The following is a 15,346-nucleotide window of genomic DNA, read 5'->3' as shown; positions in this document are numbered from 1 at the left end:
TGCGATATTCCTTCTCTCTTCGTTTCCATTCGAATGCTTGATTGCTTTCGATGATTAGAAGATAGAACGTGTCGCTACGGGTTACGGCTGGGATGAACAGGCACGTTGCATGGGTTATACACCAAGGGACCGGCAGGTTCGTCGTGGAGCTCCATGGGGCGCCGTGGTTGACCGTGGAGGAGGGCGGGTTTCCATGGACCGGAAAGATGATTTCCTCCTAGGGAGAACCTAGGCGCCGGTGCACGTTTTAGGACCGGAGGATTCTTCCCTACAACCCGTCCCTTAATTCACGTCTCCATACTATTATATAATACTCTACAGACTAACACCTTACAGAGTTTGGGCGCGGCGAATTAAGGGTCAGGGAAAAGGCGTGGTGATCGCTCCGGTTCGGGATGTGGTTGGCCGAGGTGGCGGGAAGGGGTTTCGTGGAAGTCCGAGGGAAACCGTGGCGCGGCCGCTACTCCACCTCTCTACGATCTCCCTACGATTCCAACATCTCACCACACCTCACCACACGCAAATTTCCTGGAGAGATGTTTTCTCCCTAGGCGCAGCTCTCACACCTCCGGTCCTCTACAGCTACTGCCCCTACACACGGCACACGTCTGCTCTCTTCCTAGGGTGTCTCTCTGCTACCTGCTGTCATCACTACGCCTATAGCTGTTTCGCTCTTTCTGGAAATAGCTATTCAGCAACGTCTCTCCCTTACGTTGCCAGTGCATAGCGTGGTGTAGCTCTCCAGTGTGTCTGTTTCGCTCAGGGTTGCTCACCTGATAGCGTCCATGATGTTCGACGTCTCGTTGCTCATCTCAGGTGCGTTTGCGCTCTGGTGAGCTTCTCTGTCTGTTTCGGGTGTGGCCTGGCTTAGCGCTTTCCGTGTTTCAGGATTTAGCTTTTTCGCGCTTTCGGTATTTCGGCGCAAACTTATGGGAAAGTTACGGCTAAGGATCATCTTATTCCGGATAAGAAGGTGGATGGCCGGGAAGATGATTGTGCCCTAGGCGGAATGTCGCCTGCCCATGGGACGAGCGCCCGTGGAGGGGACCTAGGTTGGCGCCTTGTAAAGGAAAAGGGCAGACTGGCGTAGAAAGGATAAGCCGCCAGTCTGCCCTTTGTGAACCGGGAGCTAGGATCCATCCCGGTTGATGCCTGACCTGCCAGGGGAGAACTGACTGGCATTCAGACTGTCGGTGTTGTTCCGGCTGATGGGCCATGACTAACCCCATCACCTTGCACGACCGCCGACTGCGCGCTGTAACCACTTACTTAGGTATAGCGCCATTGAAGAGGCGCACGCCTACTTTGTGCGCCCTACGGAAAATAGGTGAGCACATCCCGTCGAGACACGGGATCGAGGTGGCGTTGGTTTCGTCGCCCTTTACCCAGACCTGCGCCTGGTCGCCTTTAAGGAGGCGATGAAAACCGAAGCCCATGTTCTCCAGGTATTGCAGCCCATGAGCGGACAGCACGTTCTCGCCCACGATACGCTGGTCTGCCTTGTTGCCGGTCATCGGATGTTCCTTTCGCACCAGTCATGGATCCAGTCGTCGGACCCGGCGTCAGCGATGCGCTCATCCTCGTTGAGACCGTTCACGATGAGGCACCAGCCCATGCGCATGCCATGAGCGTCCTTCAGTGTGACCTGGGCTTCATCCACGGCATTGATTGCGTCTTCCGCCAGGGCAGGGTGAAAGCCGACGTAATCCGGTTCATCTCCACCGCCATCGACCTTGAACTGAAAGCCGGCGTGAGCAGCCTCGTTGAGCATCTTCCGGACGAAGTTGATCATGTGCTTGCTCCTTCAGGCCAAACGGATCTTGTCGAAGAGCTTGTGAATATTGTCCCAGATCTGCTGTTGCTCCTCGGAGCCGTCAGCCACGGGCATGACGTCGTTGTTGCGCTCCTCGGCGCGCTGGGCGGCCTCTGCAGGGCCATAGCCATATTGCGTCGCATCGAGAATGGCCTTTAGAACGCGGTGCTCGTCCTCGGTGATCTGGATGGTCTTGAGTTTCACGGGCTTGCGCATCGTCGTCTCCGTCTCGCGTCGTTTCGATGATTGAATTTCGCACGACGCGAGACGGGTTGCGGCTGGGTGCTATAAGGCTAATTAGCGAATTACGGAAAACGCTATCAGCCGCCGTAGAGATTGACCGGGAAGTAGCGCAGGTAGATTTCCTGCAGGCGGCCGCTGCGCGACAAGGCTAGCAGAGCGTGGTCTATGGCCCCGAGGAGCGCCTCTTCCTCCCTGCGCACCATGATCGTCAGCCCCTCGCCGAGGAACCGCTCGGAAACATAGGGGCCATCGAAAAGGCGGCAGCACCCTGCCGATTCCGTGCCGTTCGTCCAGAAGGCGAGCTGCATGCCGTCGCCGAAAGCGGCGTCCACCTTGCCGTCCTTCAGGGCCGCGAGCAGGGCCGCGCGATCCGGGAACGCCTCGGCCGCCACCTGCGGGAAGAAGGCCTTCAGCATCGCCTCGTGCGCGCTCGCCGCGATGACACCCACCCGTTTGCCATCGAGCGCCGCCGCCGTCTCGCCGGCCGGCGCTGCCTTCTTCGTGACGGCAAAGCGCGCCGGCAGCCGCATGAAGGGGCGCGAGAAGGCAAAACGCTTGCGCAGGTCCGCGGTGACGGCGATGCCGGCGGCGATCGCCTCGCCATTGCCGTCGACCAGTGCCTTTTCCAGCTCCGGGAAGGTCACGGCCTGGATCTGGCATTTCTCCGTCAAGGCCAGTTCCCGGCAGATCTCGCGCACGAGATCGACGTGGAAGCCGGCAAGCTTGCCGGTCTGGTCGATGAAATTGAACGGCGGGAAATCAACCGTCGTCAGGAAACGCAGCCGCACGATGCCGGAGAGATCCGGCCGGGCGATGCGCTCGCGGGTATCGAAGAGGATCGGCAGGTCGACCGGCGCTCTATCTTGGGCGGCGAGTGGCGTCGGGAGAATTAAAGCCGCGAGCAGTGCGAGAAGGGAAGGGGTCAGGCGCATGTTGTCTCCGCGATCTGCTTGGTTTTAGGCAGATTGGTTTCCCACCGCAAGCGGGTCTCCATGGGTGACGCTCATTGTGGAAAGCGCCCTCACAGGGCGCTTTCGGTTCGTTAAACGTCGTCAGTGACGGTCGCAAGGATCTCGACGGCGTGCGCGCGTGCATCCTCCAAGGTGTCGTAGAGGAAGAACTGTTCGGTCGCACAACCTTCCCGAATCTCCTTCTCGAAACCGTATTCGAGCCCGTCGTGCGCGTAGACGGCGCTCATGTGGTAGCAGGATGACCGATCGCTGAAGGTCACGAGCCGACCGGTCACAGCACCTGCGCCGTGATTGTTGGTCGCGATGACGTCGAGGTATCTCCTGTCGGCGAGCAGCTCGAAGACTTCGCGCAGATCGTGGCTGAGGATTTCGGTGTGGCGCTCGCTGGAAATTTGGTGTCGCATAGCTTTCTCCGTTTGTTGATGCTGAATTATCGCGCATCAACAAACGGATATCGGCTGGTTCGCTCAGGTAGCGTCAGGGGCTGCGGGATCGGCCGTGGGCGCTGTCTCGGAGCGCGCCGGCGTCTCGGGCTCGCCTAGGAGCTTCTCTGGCCGTTTTCGGGTGCTGGCCAGGTAGTGCCGATAAAAGCCCTTTCTCTCGACGGGGTCGTAACTGATTACTTCCCTCTCGGCGATCAGCGACTCGATACCGTCGCGCAGGGTTGTCGCGGCGTTTGCAGTCGTCAGGAAGTCCATCCTGGTCGCTGTCACCTCGATCGTCGAAACCTTGTCGGGGTTCTTCTGCCACTCCTTGGCCTGGAGCAATCGCACCTGGCGGGCGAGCGCGCGCTCCGTGGTGAAGGAATAGGGCTTTCCGCCATGGGTGAACGAGTAGACCGTCACGCCCTTGCTGCGGCCAGGCTTGGTCTTGACCCGTTTGTTGCGCGATAGCGGGGTGGACGCAGCAATGGCACGTCCACGGCGCATCTCCGGAAACTCGTCGTAGAGCTGCTGGCCCAGGTTCGACATCCTGACGCCTTCATCCTCATTGGGCTCGACGAGCCCACGGCTTAGCATCTTGCGGATAACCACGGCGGCGACGAACCGGCCAGGTGCAGGTTTCGCCATCTCGGCCTTCAAGCACCATACGTTGAAGTCGGCGGCGTAGAGATCGCCTTCGGTCAAGAGTCGGAGGCAGGTGCGCATGGCGGGTGTCAGATTGCGTGTCGGCATTTAGGTCTTCCTCGTAGCCCCGTGGCGGCTAAACCTCCTTATTGGACATAAGAGGAGGTATTAGCCTAGTGGAGCCAGGTCAACTACGCCGCATCAAAACCTGACAGATGAACAATTTCTCGCCTAGTGGCCTTGAAAACCTAGGATCGCCCTCACGATCGCTGACGGTTCAACCCAGAACCAAGCGGGAAGTTCCACTTTAATGCCGCTTCACGTCTGGCGCAATTTGGTGCGCGGCGGGAAGACGTTCACGCGGAAGAGGGGCTTCATCATGCCGCTCATGATGGCCATGGCGTTGTCGGCGCTCTCCCGCTGTTCGAAGATCTTGCCGTGAAACGGCTTGCCGTCGTCGTCGTAGACGGTCATGAAGCCGATTGGCTCCGCCGGCGTGTCGACAACCATGACGTCCTGATCGTCGTGGATTTGCGCGATCCATACCTCCAGTTCGTCGAGCGGGTCGGTTACGGCAGTCATGCATACATCTCCCGCGCCGAAGCCTCCATCTCCTCGTGGGTCAGGTCGTGATCGACTTCGATGCAGAGCGGATTTCTGTTCCTCGTGGCGCCGTTGATGGCACGACCACAGGGCGCGCAGTAGTAGCCGTAGGTGCCACGGTTGTAGATGAGGGCAGGGAAGTCACTGCATGCCGTCCGGTTGCAGATGCCAGCGTAGACGCTACCCTTCTCTTGGTCGGCGTGCTGCGGGTATTTCATCGGGTGAGGCGACACCTTGGTTGTGGCGCCCGTCTCCGCCCGGACTTCCTCGATCAGCTCGGCGATCATCGGATTGATCACGTCTTCGAGCGGCGGATCGAGCTTGACGGGATTGCGCAGGTTCTTCCTGATACGGCCAAGGCTGCTCATGCCGGCACCCCCGCCAGAATAGCGGTTACGGCGGCGGCAGCGAGCGCATCGCTGGCGTGATCGGATACATGCCGCATTCCGGTAAGGTTGCCAGCGGCGTCGTAGAAATACTGGTTGAGACTGCGGCGCGCATCGGGGCCGGCATAGTCGGTGTGCTGGATCGAGTAGCCGGATTCCTCGCCGTCCAAGAGGACGACGGTTTCGTCATCAACGCTTTCATCCTCGGCGGGGTGGTATTCGAAGGTAATCTTGGGTGTCATGGCATTGCTCTCACGCTTGCGTTTCGATGCTAAGACAATAGCGTGCGCTGATCAGGGTTGCGGCTGGTTCCTCACGGTAAGTAAGCAATTAGCTCTATAGCGGCGCGTGAATAGGTCGCGGGTGGATTCTTCCATGGTGTCAGGAGTGGGCCAGCCCTAGAATTGTGGATGCGCGCCGGCGAATCTGCGGATATATGGATAGCTCCCACCAACTAGGAGCCTCAAAATGCAAGACCAACGAGAAATGGTAGATGCTGTTCTCCAGGACACCGGCGCCATAAAGGAATGCCCGGTTCATGGGGAGCTTCTCGACAATCTGGACAGCGGCGCTGTTGAAGAGGCGATCGCCGAGGGAATCAGGATGATCGAGGGAGGCGAGATGAGCGGCGACGCTGAAGAGTGGGAGCGGCGGATACGTGCCCGGATGGTCGATACACCCGACGAGTGCCCGCTCTGCCCAGACCCGGACCGAGGCTAGAACCTATTCGTCCTCCGGATCAGGGTCTTCTTCGTAGGCGAGCGCTTGGTTCTCGGCCACGCTTTTCAGCGCGCGCAGAACCTCTCGGGTGCTCCATCCCTTTTGGACGGCCTGATCTACGAGGTCGCGCACGGCCAGGTCGAGAGCTTCTTGGCAGTCAAGATTGTAGTCCGGATGATCGGGCAAATGGCGCGGCGCTAAAATATCCATGGCGAGCCTCCTTGCTCGCAAGAACTTTAGCGCCGCCTCATTTGTTCCATCTACAGGTTCTTGAGGGCTTCCAGTTCGCCGAACCGTTCGTATTTGATGTCCGGGCGGGTGCACCAGGCATTGTTCTCGTAGGCGCCCGTCGGCCGGCCATTGCTCATGGCGACGACATAGCCCGTGCGCCCGGTGTATCCGCCGAAGCCATTCTTGCTGTTGGCGCGCACGCAGACATAGTTGTGGGTGGCGTTACCCATGATCCAGGAAATCTCGGCATCACGGACGGAGTAGGGGTCTCGCAGGGCGTTGCGCGCCGCCTCAGCGATCGCCACGCGCACCTCCTTGGTAACGGGCTTCTGGCTGGCGATCTGCTGAGGACCGGTCATGCAGCCTGACAGTGCAACGGTTGCGGTAGCGAGAATGATTATTGAACGCATAGATACTCCCCGGATGCGATGGAGCACTTATACGTATCCGCGAGCGGGGAGCAAGCGGGATCGGCCGCCGCTTGAAGATGGGAAGGGAAGGGGCTATATTGCAGGAGTGAGGCCAGAGGCGCGAACCTCTGACCTCGCTTCGCTTACGCTAGGAATTGGACCCGCACGCTTGCTTGCCAGCTCGTGCGGGTTTTCCGTATCGTCAGCGTGATGCTAAATGGTATCCACCACATCGCAATCACTCCTAGTCGAGAGCAGAGCCCGCTGCCTCGGTCGATGTGGCTCATCCTCACCGATTGACGCCGGCTGGCACGGCGCCTGCTGCTTTTGCTCTCGACTCTGCGCTTATAGCACGACTTGTAGCGGTTGACTCAAGGCATCAGCGTGAACAAATATAGAACATGAAACATCGCCGTGGCATAGATTTGATCGGGCGCGAGAGCCGCTACGACATTCTCTACCTGGGTCCGCTTATGGATCCGGCGCACGTCACGTTCGATGACATTCCAGAGTGGCATGCCCTTGGTGGGCACTGCGCGAAATGTGAGCGCACCGGCTGGGTCAATCGCTGGGAGGTGTCGCAGAAGTGGGGCGAGCGCACCTACCTCGGCACGCTTGCCAGCCGCCTGCGGTGCCTTGGCTGCGCGAACAAGGACGGCAATAAGTGGATCCTCGGAAAGCTACCTCGGTAGAAGGCTGGCAAAAGAAGTATCGCTGGGCGCGCACTTGGCCGGGCGAAACAGGCATCGACGGTAAGCTGCACGAGGACTACGTGGGCTACGATGGCGACGACCTCATTGGTCGGATCTACCTCGATCAGCAAACTTTGAAATCCGGTCGCTGGCGCTGGGCGGGTGGATATCCGAAGGGCGTCAGATCGCCTATCATGCCCAACGGCGGTTGGCTCGCCTCGGCAGCCGAGGCGGCGTGCCAGGTCGAAGATTACTGGGACGCCATGAAAGCGCGATTGGTCACGAGGCCATGACGGAAGAAGCAATCAATCCGGAGATCGAATCTATCCATGCCGAAATCCACGGGGTCGGACGATACAAGACCCTGCTGCGCGTCGGCGATCTCGCTGAGGCGTTGCTTCTCCATTTTCCCGAAGAGGGAAGGGGCGAAGCATACGAGACTGCGCTCATGGCCTGTCTCGACTGCATGGGGGGGGGGCGGCGACACCTTCCCCTCTGAGACGCGCACAGCGTTTGTAGCCGCTGCGCGCGAATGTGGCGTGTCCGTTCTGCCGGATGATGCGCCGCACACCGAACCCAACTTTTAACAGTCTCTTGACGATACCAACTTTGAGTTTAGTGTTGTTGTCCTTCACAAGGAGAGGGGATGGAAATGACAACAACCGAAAACACCGAGCCGCTGCGTGTCCAAAGTCAGGAACCAGCGATCATCCTGCCTAAGCAGGCGTCTAGCGAAGCAGCGCTTTTAACTAAAAACGCATGGTGGCACTGGGAATTCGACAGTTGGGCTCCGGATCATCGCCACTGGGTCGCGCCATCGTCGCTGACTATTTACGACGACGCGACCGTGCGGATGAAAGCGGCGCATCTGGCCTCGATGTGGAGATGGCCGATTGTCGATGATGGACCAGCCTTCGACTACAGCTTCGAGGTTGAGCTGTTTTATCAGGATGTTCACTTTGTGACGCTCTCGTTCCACCTGATCCGGCTCGCCTACCGGAAATCCGTCGACAACTTCGATGTGACGAATTCTTATCCTCACCTGTTCAAGTATCTCGACAAGGCGACAAAGGCTCGGCCATCTCGCGTGATCACGAAGGAGCCGCCGAGAGATGACGTCATAAAGGTCCCTATCCCAGTTCCGGGCAATCCTAATGATCCAGATTGGCCATGGGGTAGCTGACACGGCCGCTACTAGGGCGAACGATAATGGAAGGTTATCCATCATCATGAGCGAAAGACATGTGGTGCAGTTTTCGGCGCATTCATGTATTAAAACCGCTCATCAGAATCTTGCAAAATTGGGGTGTTCGTTAATTGGCGTCGCGGAGTCAGGCTCGATCGACTCCTGCTCTTCCAGATCCGGAACGTAGCGATCGTTCCAAACTGCGGTGAGACTGTTGGTGAGTCGCTCCTTGATCTCCTCCGGGGAAAGATTCCTTGCGTAGCTCCAGGCGATGTGATCATCCATCGTGATATTGCAGCATGTCAGCTCCATTTCGACATACCGGTTATCGTCCCTCCACTCCGGACCATAGAGCGCCGGCTGACCACCGCAGAAGGGGCAATATTTGAAGACGCCCATCACTGCCACTCGATAGATTGAATAATGCGCCTATCGCCGGCGCGGCGCATCGTTGCGCGGTAGCGGCTGCCGTCAGCCGGCGTGTGGTCGTTCCAAAGCTCGGATAGACGCTGCTCGGCTATCAGCTCCGTGGTGTTGATCGCTTCGTAGTAGACCGGGTTGGCATAGTCGCCGACCTTGTAGACCCTCATTAGGAAAACGGATGTCATCAGAACCTCCCATATTTGGGGCTGGAGCGCATCGCCTCGGTCTGGGCGATCCTCGCTGCCCGAACGCCGGAACGGTGCTCACGGACTCCCTGGGAGCCTTGCACGGCATAGATGTCGTATTCCTCCTCGCTCTGGAGTCCGTCGGTGCAGAAGCTGCACGGCGGATGGGCTGTGAAGCAATAGCAGCCACGGTCGAGGAGGTCGGTCAGATCGTTATCCACCTCAGCGCTCCTTGATGGGCGTGTATCTGTATTCGGTCATGTAATCGGCTATTTCCGCCTTGGTGCCGATCTTCATGACGCGCCCGGTCTGAAGAACCACCAGGACGGCAGGATCTCGATAGTTTTCCGGGTTGCAGCAGATCATGCACTCCATGTCGCGCCACACATGGCGGCCGGCGCGAATATCAACCTCTTCCCACTGAATCTTCATCAGTCCACGCTCCAGACCTTGACCATCTCCTTGATGGATTCGAACTCCTCGACGCCCGGCTGTCCCTCGACAATGACGATGCAGCTCGCCTGGCCCCTGAAGGCCACGGTCGAACCGTAGCGCCTGGGCTCGATCCAGGGCTGAGTCTTGAGCCGGATCGGATTCATGGGCCAGCGGCCGGCATCCGACAGCATCGCGGCGTCACGCTCCATGCGCGCCTGGTTGTGCAGATCCTGCGTCACCTTCTTCGCGAGACCACGGCTGTTGAGCAGCTCGCCCAGCTTCAAGGCGGGATCGGCGGCCCGTATCGCTTCCTCGGTCATCTCCTGCACGTCCTGCGGCGACAGGATGATGAAGGGCAGCAGCTCGGGCTGTATATGCGCGTGCGCCGCTTTCCAGATGTCGGGGCGCTTGTGCCAGGGGATCTCGGTCATGGTGTTCTTCCTTCAATCGCTGTGCCGGCGGGTCGATAGCTGTCATCGAATTCCGGGCCTGGCTGCTCTTCGGCGAGCTTCAGGATGCGGCGGACGGCTTCGCGCGCGCCGATACCCTTGATCAGGTAGTCCCGGTTGATAACCGCCACCATTTCGTCAGTGATCCGAGGGCTCATGCGCCTGCCTCCAGCTCGATCATGCTGGTGCAGCACTGCGACCAGGCGCGCTGCCACAGAACTTCATCGGCGCCGCGCAATGCGCGCTCCAGCAGCTCCTTCTTCTCCTTCAGGTAGACGACCGCGAAGTTCGGATCGTGCTGGACGATCGTGGAGGTGTTGTCGATCAGGTCGGCGACCTTCACCGTCTTCACGCTGTTGGGCGCGGCTGCGATGCGCTTCAGGTTGATCTCGAACCGGGTTTTCCGGTTGCCCATTTCCTTGCCGCAGTTGGTGAGCGCCTCCACGTCCTCGCGCATCGCTTCGCCAAACAGGCTCTCGATGTCGTCGAGGCTGATGCCCGTGTCTTCCACGGTGTCGTGCAGAAGCGCCAGCACGACCTGACGATAGTCGTGACCAGGCACGCCCTGGACCAGGCGCGCTACGGCGCGCGGATGGATGATATAGGGGTCGGCGGTGTATTTGCGCACCTGGCTGGCGCCGGTATGGGCCGCAAAGGCGAATAGGTCGGCCTTCATGATCATGGTCGCGCCGACGTTGGAATAGTGGTTCATTCGATGCTCCCGATCACTTCACCGTTGAGATCCTTGCGAATGCGCTTGCCGTCGAGCGCGACCGAGTAGCGATCGCCGGAGTGATAGCCGCCATACCAGGCCATGATCGGCGCAACGGAGGCGGTGGACACCTCCAGCTCGATCTTCTTGGGCGTGGCATCGGAATTGGTGAATGCGAGTTTTCGCAGGGTCATGGCTTTCTCTCTTTGCTTCGATGCTACACAATCGCACATCGAAAATAGGAATTCTTCTGGAGAAATCAGGTGCTTAGCGGCGCACCTGATTTCAGTGGGCGAAATCGCGAAATAGCTATTTCGCGCAATTGCGCCGGTGCTCGTCGACCACGGCTTTGACGATCCAGTAGGTGCGAAGGGACTTTGGCGAGACGTGATCCTGGTCGATACACTCCTCGGGCGGCGTCTTCCCGAGCAGGCGGCAGTGGGTGAGCAGGTTCCGGTCGGTCGGGCGCGAGTAGCCGTCGAGCCACATCATCAGGTGGCGCGCGCCATCCACGGCTTCGACATCGAGCACCAGGGCGTCGAGCGCCGCCTTGCGCACCTCGGCCACGACAGGCTCCAGCGCGGCGCGCAGGTGCTCATCATAGTTGTCGAAGACCTTGTTGTGGAAATTCGTCTTGAACGTCTCGACGGCATTGGCGAGCACGCTCTCCTTGGTCGGCCCGAGCGGCAGAACCTGCTCCCGTTGGGATTCGGCGGCGGGCGCTCCATTGACCGGTTCGAACATGACGGTGTTCCAGGAGTGCGGCACGCTCTCAAATCGGTAGGTGCTCGACCAGCCGCCAATCTCGACGGAAGCGACGGTCAGGATCTGCCCGGGGTTGAACATCTCCTGGGCGCGCTTGAGCTGGTGATCGTAGCCATTGGCGTTGAGGAAGCGAACCTCGTCGCCGGCCTGTGCGAAATCAGCCATGGAAGAAACCTCCGAGCGCGAGCACGATCAGGATGATCAACCAGATAATGATTACGCGAGGCGCCCGAACGGGAAACGTCTTTCCGTGATTGGCGGCAACGGCGAGAATCACAAAGATCACCCACGTAAGGATCAGCCATTGCGGCCACCCAAAGGTCGAAACATCAATCATTTCCACTTCCTTCTCTCTAGGCGCCTAAGTAAGCGCTGACTGCTGAACTGGACCGGAGTCAGGCGCCATGGTCGGACAGGCTCCTCACGGTTTCTGGGGCTCTACTTGCAAAGCCGCTCTCGTGCGTAGCGGGGTTCGAGCATCTCCCACCGACAAGCTGAAACTGGAGGTCTGGGCAGGATTCGAACCTGCGGCGCCCTTACGGGACGGGATTTGCAGTCCCGTGCGTTCAACCACTTCGCTACCAGACCGTGACGAGAAGGGCGCTATGTAGACCGAAGCCCTTTTTACACCGCCTCTCGTGCGTTTAACCGGAGTGACACCTCTCCTCGGACGACATGGATCAGAGCGCGGAAACAAACACCATCGTCTGAGACGTCCTAGCTGAATAGGCGGGAGACCGTCCCGGTTACTCCGATCCGGTAGCTACTCCGGACCCTGCGCGCTTACCGTATCGCCCAATCGCCTTTCGCGAGCGCTCACGTCGAGCGTATGGATAGACACAGAGGCGCCGTCGCCTAACTGTTGCCGTCGCTATGCAGCGCCAGCGAATTTGGCGTCCGGCCGAGGAATCGAACCTCGATCAGTTCTTGGCCAAGATATTAGCTGCTTTAGGGACCACCCGAACTACTGACATGACAGTTTCGAACCTCTCATGCGTTCGCGTTGCAGCGCCGGACATGTGCGGGTCTCTCCCCGCCTGTCACGATTTCACTCGTCGCCGAGGTCGCGACCCTCGGATGCCTGAAGCCGTCAGCGGGCGACGGCATCCCCTTCCTTCCATCCGCCGTTCAGCGAGCCGCCGACGCCGACGCCGTTCTTGCCGTAGCCCATCGTGACGCCGCCGATCTCGCGGGTGGACGACGCCTTTGCGCCGGCGCTGGTGCTTGCGCCCGAAGTCGTCGAGGTGGCGGTGACATCGTGGCTGCGGCCGGAGCCGGAGCGCTGCGTGGTAGCCGTATCGGAGGTCGTGGCGCACGAGGCCAGGCTCGCGGCAGCGAGCGCGCACAGTGCGAGGGTGATGGTTCGCTTCATCATCATTGTTTCATCCTTCTCTCTTGTCGAAATAAGTAACTGCTTACTGCTCATCTATAGCGCGTCGATCGAAGGGTCACTATTGGATTCTTTCGGTCAGTAGTCGGAAGCGTAGAAGATCGTCAGGACGCGGCAGCACGTCTTGGGATCGGCAGGGTCGTCAGCGCCGGCATCGAGTCCGAGGTTATAATAGTCGATCTTGAACATATACCGTCTGCCGTCGATCTCGAAGGCGCCGAAGTCGTGCTCGCCATAGGGATCGTCTCCCTCATTGAACCCGTTGAAGTTCACCACGGCGTCGAGCGCGCGGCGCTGAACGTCAAAGTCCTCGTGGGCTAGATCGCCCATACAGTGAACACGACCTGCTCCACGACCACGCCGGAACTGGTCATTGAGCTGGCGGATTCGATCGGTGCGTTCGGAGAGGTGTTCAGTCATCAGAACCTCGCGTAGTTGGGGTTGGCTTTCTGCATGTGGGCAAGGAGGGCCTCGACCACACGGGCGTGCATGGGAGCCGCCGCAGCCTTAGCAAACGCGAGGCTGGCATACTCGCCACCGACGCGCCGTTCGCCGATCTTGATGATCCAGAACCTGCGCCTGCCGGCGGCCGGGTTCGGATTGCGCGGGTCGTGTGCGTCACCTTCCACGGCGAAGATATCGACCTTGGCGGCTGGAAAGACATCGTTCTCGTAGGAGAAGTCAGGCGAGATCGCGGGCGCCTTCGGTGGTGAAAACCACTCATCGACCCAGACATGCGAAATCTCCTTGCCCGCGAGCGCGTTCGTCGTCGCTTCCCGATCATAGGCGATCGATTTACTCGGTCCGAACCGGGGCAGAAGCAGGTTAGAGATGGAGAGCTTCTTCCAGTCGTCGTCCTTCAGCAGGGCTTCGAAAGCGCCTAGAGCCATCTGGGCACCACCGAATCTACCCGGTCGAGGGGAATGAACACGGAATTGACCGTCTCGCCGGTATCGCAGAGAAGCTGGGTGTCGCTTGTGACCTCCAGCTCCATGAAATACTCGTTGTGGCTCTTGAGCGCGCCGACGATGCGGCGCCCTCCCGTCGTGGTCACGATCAGCGAGTAGGCCGAGCCCTTCGCCTGACCGTCGATATGCTTGATGATTCGATAGGCACTCATGCGAGACCCAGCTCCTTTCTGACGCGGCGGACCTGGGCGACGACGTTCTTTGTCGCCCGCCCTTCGGCTTCTCCAGCCTTGAATGGAATGATGCCGGCCAGATGCCCGGCGATGCGGATGTGGAAGTGGCGCGCGCCGCGCGATATCTCCCAGTCCTTCTGCTTTTCGAGCTCCTGCTTGAGGAGCCTTGGAATACGCGGAACGCTCAAGGTCACTTCCCAGCTCCCGGGAAGGCGAGGATCTGCGCGCTGGTGCTCGGAGCGACCACCACCTCTGGCACTTCGATCTTCACCTCGACGCTCTCCGGTTCTGGTGCGTGAGGCACGACGGGGACGTCGGCGTGCTCTTCGGTCAGAACGGCAACACGCGATAGCGTCACGTAGGCGCCGCCAAATCTTACCTTCAGGTGAAAGTGTCCGGGCGTGGGCTCGGTGATTACGAGACGCCCGGACATGAGCGCGGCGTTGACAAGGTGTTCGACGATCATAATCGCTCCTTCGATAAGTATTCTATTACTTACTATAGCGAGCGAGCATGAGGGTTGCTGACGGTTTTAATCGGCCGCCGCAAAACGCCTTTCCGACCAGTTGGCGAATGCCTGGTCGGACTTTGCAGCCGTGAGGGCCAGTGCAGATTCCACGGCCGCGATGAAAACGCCACGGTCGGCTTCGCTGTATTCCGAAAGGCTGGGCTTGATCGGACACTCCCGATCAGGGTGGCGCGCGACATAGGAACGCCGCATCGAGCGCAGGAAGCCCTCGGCGGCGAATTCAAGTCGCATTCGGTTCGTGATCAAGTCCAAGCTCCTTCAGCAAGCGCCGCACGTCGGCGTAGGTCCATTCTTTTCGCGTCTTGGACGGCCCATAGGCCGTCCTGTTCAGCTCTATAGCGATCTCGTGACCGTTCGCGTCCGGTTTCAGTCTGCGCACGTCGCCGACCACCGGCGCGAGAGCCAGGACCATCTCCTCGTGGTAGGCGCGCCGGGCGGCGTTCATCGCCGGGATTGCCATTCGTCCACGCTCTTTCGCCGTCATCGGACGGCGGACCAGGCGCATGCCGGGCGCGAGGTCTTCGATGAGCGTGGGATCGATCGCCAGCAGGCTCTTGATCAATTCGACGGCGTGCTCTGCGCCGGATTGAACGTCCGGGCGATCAAACGAGATCTCCTGGCGGATCGCTTCCTTCAGCCTAGTGCTTGAGGACATTGCGAGCTTGATCCGGGTCAATGACGCCCTCGGCGATATCGTAGAGAATGGACATAATTTGCTCATTCTGCAGGGCGACTGAGATCGCCATGAGCTTTTTGCCAATTTCAAGTTGCGCAAGTTCGCGCTCGCCCCACTTGACAGGATCATCCATCAAGGAATAAATTCCTGTAGAGAAGACCTCCACACGACCATCGAGCTTAAGGATGATACCGCAGTCGCCGTCTACCACGAGAGGCGCGTCGGTCCGAGGCTTCGGTGTCAACGTGTCGAACAAACTAGGAACGTCGACGGAATTAGCCATGTTTGAGACTCCTTAGAAATCGTTATTTCTTCATTG

35 protein-coding genes and 1 tRNA gene are annotated in these 15,346 nt (G+C 59.4%); 5 read left to right on the top strand and 31 right to left on the bottom strand.

Translation table 11 applies throughout. The features are described 5' to 3' along the window. Positions 1–1,265: 1,265 nt before the first annotated feature. From Q9316_RS00880 to Q9316_RS00840, 9 genes are all read right to left on the bottom strand, one after another. The gene (locus tag Q9316_RS00880; RefSeq protein ID WP_306031569.1) at positions 1,266–1,514 is read right to left on the bottom strand and encodes a hypothetical protein; all 249 of its coding nucleotides are present in this window, start codon (positions 1,512–1,514) and stop codon (positions 1,266–1,268) included. Then, complete coding sequence (locus Q9316_RS00875; protein ID WP_306031568.1) at positions 1,511–1,792, bottom strand: hypothetical protein; 282 nt, start codon at positions 1,790–1,792, stop codon at positions 1,511–1,513. The genes Q9316_RS00880 and Q9316_RS00875 overlap by 4 nt, the downstream gene beginning before the upstream one ends. A 12-nt stretch (positions 1,793–1,804) precedes the next feature. Beyond that, entirely contained in the window at positions 1,805–2,029 is a 225-nt protein-coding gene (locus tag Q9316_RS00870) for a hypothetical protein (protein ID WP_306031567.1), read from the bottom strand. Between the two features lie 104 nt (positions 2,030–2,133). Then, positions 2,134–2,988, bottom strand: coding sequence for a transporter substrate-binding domain-containing protein (locus Q9316_RS00865; RefSeq protein WP_306031566.1), 855 nt, complete (start codon positions 2,986–2,988; stop codon positions 2,134–2,136). Positions 2,989–3,098: 110 nt separating this feature from the next. Next, positions 3,099–3,431, bottom strand: a complete 333-nt coding sequence (locus tag Q9316_RS00860) for a hypothetical protein (protein ID WP_306031565.1) — start codon at positions 3,429–3,431, stop codon at positions 3,099–3,101. Positions 3,432–3,494: 63 nt separating this feature from the next. Continuing rightward, on the bottom strand, positions 3,495–4,202 hold the full coding sequence (locus Q9316_RS00855; RefSeq protein WP_306031564.1) for a hypothetical protein: 708 nt from the start codon (positions 4,200–4,202) through the stop codon (positions 3,495–3,497). Between the two features lie 210 nt (positions 4,203–4,412). Then, positions 4,413–4,676, bottom strand: coding sequence for a hypothetical protein (locus Q9316_RS00850; protein ID WP_306031563.1), 264 nt, complete (start codon positions 4,674–4,676; stop codon positions 4,413–4,415). Next, positions 4,673–5,065: a hypothetical protein gene (locus tag Q9316_RS00845; protein WP_306031561.1), complete on the bottom strand. Its 393-nt coding sequence runs from the start codon at positions 5,063–5,065 to the stop codon at positions 4,673–4,675. The genes Q9316_RS00850 and Q9316_RS00845 overlap by 4 nt, the downstream gene beginning before the upstream one ends. Next, positions 5,062–5,325, bottom strand: coding sequence for a hypothetical protein (locus Q9316_RS00840; protein ID WP_306031559.1), 264 nt, complete (start codon positions 5,323–5,325; stop codon positions 5,062–5,064). Before Q9316_RS00840 ends, Q9316_RS00845 begins: the two co-directional genes overlap by 4 nt. A 226-nt stretch (positions 5,326–5,551) precedes the next feature. On the opposite strand from Q9316_RS00840, the gene Q9316_RS00835 reads away from it, so the two are divergent. Further along, positions 5,552–5,803, top strand: a complete 252-nt coding sequence (locus Q9316_RS00835) for a hypothetical protein (protein WP_306031558.1) — start codon at positions 5,552–5,554, stop codon at positions 5,801–5,803. 3 nt (positions 5,804–5,806) lie between these two features. Here the strand turns inward: Q9316_RS00835 and Q9316_RS00830 are convergent, their stop codons facing one another. After that, positions 5,807–6,013: a hypothetical protein gene (locus tag Q9316_RS00830; protein WP_306031557.1), complete on the bottom strand. Its 207-nt coding sequence runs from the start codon at positions 6,011–6,013 to the stop codon at positions 5,807–5,809. Between the two features lie 50 nt (positions 6,014–6,063). After that, on the bottom strand, positions 6,064–6,444 hold the full coding sequence (locus Q9316_RS00825) for a hypothetical protein (RefSeq protein WP_306031556.1): 381 nt from the start codon (positions 6,442–6,444) through the stop codon (positions 6,064–6,066). A gap of 401 nt (positions 6,445–6,845) precedes the next feature. Here Q9316_RS00825 and Q9316_RS00820 point away from each other — a divergent pair, with 401 nt between their 5' ends. The 4 genes from Q9316_RS00820 to Q9316_RS00805 all read left to right on the top strand — a co-directional run bounded on the left by Q9316_RS00820 (position 6,846) and on the right by Q9316_RS00805 (position 8,319). After that, on the top strand, positions 6,846–7,136 hold the full coding sequence (locus Q9316_RS00820) for a hypothetical protein (RefSeq protein ID WP_306031555.1): 291 nt from the start codon (positions 6,846–6,848) through the stop codon (positions 7,134–7,136). Next, positions 7,109–7,429, top strand: coding sequence for a hypothetical protein (locus Q9316_RS00815; protein ID WP_306031554.1), 321 nt, complete (start codon positions 7,109–7,111; stop codon positions 7,427–7,429). Before Q9316_RS00820 ends, Q9316_RS00815 begins: the two co-directional genes overlap by 28 nt. Beyond that, positions 7,426–7,635, top strand: a complete 210-nt coding sequence (locus tag Q9316_RS00810; protein WP_306031553.1) for a DUF982 domain-containing protein — start codon at positions 7,426–7,428, stop codon at positions 7,633–7,635. Before Q9316_RS00815 ends, Q9316_RS00810 begins: the two co-directional genes overlap by 4 nt. A gap of 153 nt (positions 7,636–7,788) precedes the next feature. Further along, on the top strand, positions 7,789–8,319 hold the full coding sequence (locus tag Q9316_RS00805) for a hypothetical protein (RefSeq protein WP_306031551.1): 531 nt from the start codon (positions 7,789–7,791) through the stop codon (positions 8,317–8,319). 102 nt (positions 8,320–8,421) lie between these two features. On the opposite strand, the gene Q9316_RS00800 is transcribed toward Q9316_RS00805, so the two are convergent. The 20 genes from Q9316_RS00800 to Q9316_RS00705 all read right to left on the bottom strand — a co-directional run bounded on the left by Q9316_RS00800 (position 8,422) and on the right by Q9316_RS00705 (position 15,310). Next, a complete protein-coding gene (locus Q9316_RS00800) occupies positions 8,422–8,721 on the bottom strand; it encodes a hypothetical protein (RefSeq protein WP_306031550.1) in 300 nt (99 codons plus the stop codon). Beyond that, a complete protein-coding gene (locus tag Q9316_RS00795) occupies positions 8,721–8,930 on the bottom strand; it encodes a hypothetical protein (RefSeq protein WP_306031549.1) in 210 nt (69 codons plus the stop codon). Before Q9316_RS00795 ends, Q9316_RS00800 begins: the two co-directional genes overlap by 1 nt. After that, positions 8,930–9,151, bottom strand: coding sequence for a hypothetical protein (locus tag Q9316_RS00790; protein ID WP_306031548.1), 222 nt, complete (start codon positions 9,149–9,151; stop codon positions 8,930–8,932). Before Q9316_RS00790 ends, Q9316_RS00795 begins: the two co-directional genes overlap by 1 nt. A 1-nt stretch (position 9,152) precedes the next feature. Further along, the gene (locus Q9316_RS00785) at positions 9,153–9,362 is read right to left on the bottom strand and encodes a hypothetical protein (RefSeq protein ID WP_306031547.1); all 210 of its coding nucleotides are present in this window, start codon (positions 9,360–9,362) and stop codon (positions 9,153–9,155) included. Continuing rightward, positions 9,362–9,796 carry a hypothetical protein gene (locus tag Q9316_RS00780; RefSeq protein WP_306031546.1) on the bottom strand — a complete coding sequence of 145 codons (435 nt, stop codon included), beginning with the start codon at positions 9,794–9,796 and terminating at the stop codon, positions 9,362–9,364. The genes Q9316_RS00785 and Q9316_RS00780 overlap by 1 nt, the downstream gene beginning before the upstream one ends. Next, on the bottom strand, positions 9,793–9,972 hold the full coding sequence (locus Q9316_RS00775) for a hypothetical protein (protein WP_306031545.1): 180 nt from the start codon (positions 9,970–9,972) through the stop codon (positions 9,793–9,795). Before Q9316_RS00775 ends, Q9316_RS00780 begins: the two co-directional genes overlap by 4 nt. Continuing rightward, positions 9,969–10,526 (bottom strand): HD domain-containing protein, encoded by a 558-nt coding sequence (locus Q9316_RS00770; RefSeq protein WP_306031544.1) that lies wholly within the window; start codon positions 10,524–10,526, stop codon positions 9,969–9,971. Before Q9316_RS00770 ends, Q9316_RS00775 begins: the two co-directional genes overlap by 4 nt. Beyond that, on the bottom strand, positions 10,523–10,720 hold the full coding sequence (locus Q9316_RS00765) for a hypothetical protein (RefSeq protein WP_306031543.1): 198 nt from the start codon (positions 10,718–10,720) through the stop codon (positions 10,523–10,525). Before Q9316_RS00765 ends, Q9316_RS00770 begins: the two co-directional genes overlap by 4 nt. Before the next feature lie 115 nt (positions 10,721–10,835). Next, on the bottom strand, positions 10,836–11,456 hold the full coding sequence (locus tag Q9316_RS00760) for a hypothetical protein (protein ID WP_306031542.1): 621 nt from the start codon (positions 11,454–11,456) through the stop codon (positions 10,836–10,838). Then, positions 11,449–11,628, bottom strand: a complete 180-nt coding sequence (locus Q9316_RS00755; RefSeq protein ID WP_306031541.1) for a hypothetical protein — start codon at positions 11,626–11,628, stop codon at positions 11,449–11,451. Before Q9316_RS00755 ends, Q9316_RS00760 begins: the two co-directional genes overlap by 8 nt. A 164-nt stretch (positions 11,629–11,792) precedes the next feature. Then, positions 11,793–11,879, bottom strand: a tRNA-Cys gene (locus Q9316_RS00750). A 502-nt stretch (positions 11,880–12,381) separates the two neighbouring features. Next, positions 12,382–12,669: a hypothetical protein gene (locus Q9316_RS00745; protein WP_306031540.1), complete on the bottom strand. Its 288-nt coding sequence runs from the start codon at positions 12,667–12,669 to the stop codon at positions 12,382–12,384. A gap of 90 nt (positions 12,670–12,759) precedes the next feature. Then, positions 12,760–13,101 (bottom strand): DUF3768 domain-containing protein, encoded by a 342-nt coding sequence (locus tag Q9316_RS00740; RefSeq protein ID WP_306031538.1) that lies wholly within the window; start codon positions 13,099–13,101, stop codon positions 12,760–12,762. Further along, the gene (locus tag Q9316_RS00735) at positions 13,101–13,571 is read right to left on the bottom strand and encodes a hypothetical protein (RefSeq protein ID WP_306031537.1); all 471 of its coding nucleotides are present in this window, start codon (positions 13,569–13,571) and stop codon (positions 13,101–13,103) included. Before Q9316_RS00735 ends, Q9316_RS00740 begins: the two co-directional genes overlap by 1 nt. Further along, positions 13,562–13,801: a hypothetical protein gene (locus Q9316_RS00730; protein WP_306031536.1), complete on the bottom strand. Its 240-nt coding sequence runs from the start codon at positions 13,799–13,801 to the stop codon at positions 13,562–13,564. The genes Q9316_RS00735 and Q9316_RS00730 overlap by 10 nt, the downstream gene beginning before the upstream one ends. Then, complete coding sequence (locus Q9316_RS00725) at positions 13,798–14,010, bottom strand: hypothetical protein (protein WP_306031535.1); 213 nt, start codon at positions 14,008–14,010, stop codon at positions 13,798–13,800. Before Q9316_RS00725 ends, Q9316_RS00730 begins: the two co-directional genes overlap by 4 nt. Positions 14,011–14,012: 2 nt before the next feature. Next, positions 14,013–14,288 carry a hypothetical protein gene (locus tag Q9316_RS00720; protein WP_306031534.1) on the bottom strand — a complete coding sequence of 92 codons (276 nt, stop codon included), beginning with the start codon at positions 14,286–14,288 and terminating at the stop codon, positions 14,013–14,015. 66 nt (positions 14,289–14,354) lie between these two features. Next, the gene (locus tag Q9316_RS00715) at positions 14,355–14,597 is read right to left on the bottom strand and encodes a hypothetical protein (protein WP_306031533.1); all 243 of its coding nucleotides are present in this window, start codon (positions 14,595–14,597) and stop codon (positions 14,355–14,357) included. Then, complete coding sequence (locus Q9316_RS00710) at positions 14,572–15,027, bottom strand: hypothetical protein (protein WP_306031532.1); 456 nt, start codon at positions 15,025–15,027, stop codon at positions 14,572–14,574. Before Q9316_RS00710 ends, Q9316_RS00715 begins: the two co-directional genes overlap by 26 nt. Then, on the bottom strand, positions 14,990–15,310 hold the full coding sequence (locus Q9316_RS00705) for a hypothetical protein (protein ID WP_306031531.1): 321 nt from the start codon (positions 15,308–15,310) through the stop codon (positions 14,990–14,992). Before Q9316_RS00705 ends, Q9316_RS00710 begins: the two co-directional genes overlap by 38 nt. Positions 15,311–15,346: the final 36 nt, after the last annotated feature.

It is taken from the genome of Shinella zoogloeoides (genome assembly GCF_030733845.1).
GTDB classification, from domain to species: Bacteria; Pseudomonadota; Alphaproteobacteria; order Rhizobiales; family Rhizobiaceae; genus Shinella; species Shinella zoogloeoides_C.
Note: the sequence above shows the minus strand (reverse complement) of the source record. Positions and strands in the feature narration are given on the sequence as shown.